This window comes from Actinokineospora sp. (assembly GCF_050699995.1).
Taxonomy (GTDB): domain Bacteria; phylum Actinomycetota; class Actinomycetes; order Mycobacteriales; family Pseudonocardiaceae; genus Actinokineospora.
The window spans coordinates 1-2,951 of the sequence record NZ_JBOHGC010000151.1; the positions used below are offsets into that span (position 1 = coordinate 1).

Consider the following 2,951-nt stretch of genomic DNA (forward strand, 5'->3'; position numbering starts at 1 on the left):
ACCTCGAGCGGTACGTCGAACACGCCCGCCACGTCGAGGTGCAGATCCTGGCGGACACCCACGGCACCGTGTGCCACCTCGGCGAGCGCGACTGCTCGACACAGCGCAGGCACCAGAAGCTGATCGAAGAGGCCCCCGCCACCGGCATCCCCGACTCGCTCGTGGCCGACATCAGGAAGTCCGCGGTGCGGCTCGCCGAGGGGCTGGACTACGTCGGCGCGGGCACGGTCGAGTTCCTCGTCGACGTCGACCGCGGCGACTACCTGTTCCTCGAACTCAATGCGCGGGTCCAAGTCGAGCACCCGGTCACGGAGATGATCACCGGCGTGGACATCGTCCGGGAGCAGTTGCGCGTCGCCGCGGGCAAGCCCCTCTCCTTCACCCAGGACGACGTGGTCGTCAAGGGACACAGCATCGAGTGCCGGATCAACGCCGAAGACCCCTCACGCGGATTCCTGCCAAACCCGGGCACGGTGAGCACGTGGGTCGTGCCGCAGGGCCATGGCATCCGCGTGGACACCCACATCCGGCAGGGCGACGTCATCCCGCCGTACTACGACTCGATGATCGCCAAACTGATCGTGCACGCGGCCGACCGGCCCGCGGCGCTCGCCTTGATGCGCCGGGCACTGGCCAAGCTCAGGGTCGACGGCGTGGCCACGACGACCGGCCTGCACGACGACATCCTCGCCCACCGGCGTTTCGCCGAGGGCCCCACGACGACCCGGTGGCTTGAGGAGCACTTCCTCCCGCACTGGCAAGAGGAGAAGTCACGATGACCCGCATCGACTTCGTCGACCAGACGCTTCGCGACGGGCAGCAGAGCCTGTGGGGCATGCGCATGCGCGCCTACGAGGCGGCAGAGGCGCTGCCGCACATCGACCGCACCGGGTTCCGGGTCGTCGACCTCACCGGTGCAGGCATGTTCACCGTCCTTTTGCGACAGTTCGCCGACGACCCGTGGGCCACGACCGACTTCCTCGTGAAGAACCTGCCCAACAACGTCCTGCGCTCGGGAATGCGGACGATCAGCGTGATCGGCTTCGCGCACACCCCCGAGTCCATCATCGACCTCTGGGTCAAGACGCTCATCAAGCACGGCGTCCGGAGCTTCTGGATCTACGACTGCCTCTACGACATGCCGACGATGCGCAGGCTCGCCGACGTCATCGTCAACGAGGGCGGAATACCCGTGCCCGCGATCATGTACGGGTACACCGACGTGCACGACGACGCCTTCTTCGCCACCCGTGCCAAGGAGATGGCGAGCTGGGACGGCGTCGAGTCGATCTACGTCGAGGACGCCGCGGGCGTGCTCAAGCCCGAGCGCGCCGCGACGCTGCTGCCCGCGATCAGGGCGGCGACCGGGGACATGCCGCTCGAACTGCACTGCCACAACACCACCGGGCTCGCCCAGCTGAACTACGTCGAGGGTCTCAAGGCCGGGTTCACCATCCTGCACACCGCGTCCCGGCCCATGGCGAACGGACCCTCCCTGCCCTCGACCGAGGGCATGCTCCCGATCCTGCACGACATGGGGTTCACCCACGGCCTCGACGTCAGCAGGTTGGCGCCGGTCGCCGACAACTTCCGCCGCGCCGCCACCGAGGCGGGCTACGAGATCGGCGCCCAGGCCGAGTACGACCCGAGGATCTATCGCCACCAACTGCCCGGCGGCATGACGGGAACGTTGAAGAGCCAGCTGGCCCAGTACGGGATGACCGACCGGCTCCCGGAGGTTCTCGAAGCGATCCCGCAGGTGCGCGAGGAACTGGGCCAGCCGATCATGGCGACCCCGTTCTCGCAGTTCGTCGGCATCCAAGCGGTGCTCAACGTCGTCACCGGTGACCGGTACAAGCTCGTGCCCGACGAGGTCATCCACTACGCCCTCGGGCATTACGGACCGCTGCCGAAGGCCGTCGACCCGGAGGTCGCCGACCGCGTTCTGTCCTCACCCCGTGCGGCGGAGATCCGGCGCTGGGAGCGGCCGACTCCCTCGTTGGCCGAGATCAGGAAGCGCTTCCCGGCGGGGATCAGCGACGAGGAACTGCTGCTGCGGTTCATGACCTCCGACGAGGAGGTCGACCGGATGCTGGCGAAGGGGCCGATCCGGACCGATCCGCGACGCTCCGCGAACGAGATCGTCAACTACGTCACCGATCTGGTTCGCGAGCCATGCCCGATGACCAGCCTCGCGGTGACCACCCCGCAGGTCTCGATCCGACTGCGCCGCGCCACTACCACATAGGAGTGTCCATGGACACGGTTGCCGAGCTGCTGCGCTTCGCAGCCGAGCGGCACCCGGACCGTGTCGCCGTGGCGGGCGCCGACGGAACGACGACCACCTACGGCGGTCTCTACGACGCGGCGGGGCGAGCGGCGAACGCACTCCTGGCACAGGGTCTGCGCCCGGGTGACCGCGTCGTGGCCTGGATGACCGATGGACCGCGCTATGTCGAGCTGTACGCGGCGTGCGCGCTCGCCGGTCTGGTCGTGGTACCGGTCAACGCCCGGTACACCGCGCACGAAGCTCAGCACCTCGTGGTGGACTCGGGCGCACGGGCCCTTGTGTACTCGCCCGCCATGCTGGAACGCGTCGAGGCACTAGCCGATGTGCCCGCCGACATCCGCCTCGTGGTGGACGGGCAGGCACCGCCGGGACAGCTGTCGTATCAAGACCTCCGGGACAGCGGCCCGGCCGATCCGCTTCCGCTGCCGGGCCAGGACGCGCTATACATCCTCGGATACACCAGCGGCACCACGGGAAAGCCGAAAGGCGCGCGGTTGACCCACGGCTCCGTGTCGGCGATCGCGCGACTCAACGCCTTGTCGTATCGCCTTCCGGTCGGCAGCGTCGCCGCTCTCACGGGGTCGATGTCGTTCGTGGCCGTCGTTCCCGCCCACATCTTCAGCCACTTCTACGTCGGCGGCACCGTCGTGTTCCTCGGCGA

General features: G+C 68.2%; 2 protein-coding genes and 1 pseudogene. All 3 read left to right on the forward strand.

Annotated elements, in window-relative coordinates; translation table 11 throughout:
- A pseudogene (locus ACRDSQ_RS08725) lies at positions 1-779 on the forward strand (acetyl-CoA carboxylase biotin carboxylase subunit); the annotation flags it as partial.
- Positions 776-2,248, forward strand: a complete 1,473-nt coding sequence (locus ACRDSQ_RS08730; RefSeq protein WP_431420290.1) for a carboxyltransferase — start codon at positions 776-778, stop codon at positions 2,246-2,248. The pseudogene ACRDSQ_RS08725 and the gene ACRDSQ_RS08730, both read left to right, overlap by 4 nt.
- A gap of 8 nt (positions 2,249-2,256) precedes the next feature.
- A partial coding sequence (locus ACRDSQ_RS08735) for an AMP-binding protein (RefSeq protein ID WP_431420292.1) occupies positions 2,257-2,951 on the forward strand: 695 nt, incomplete at its 3' end.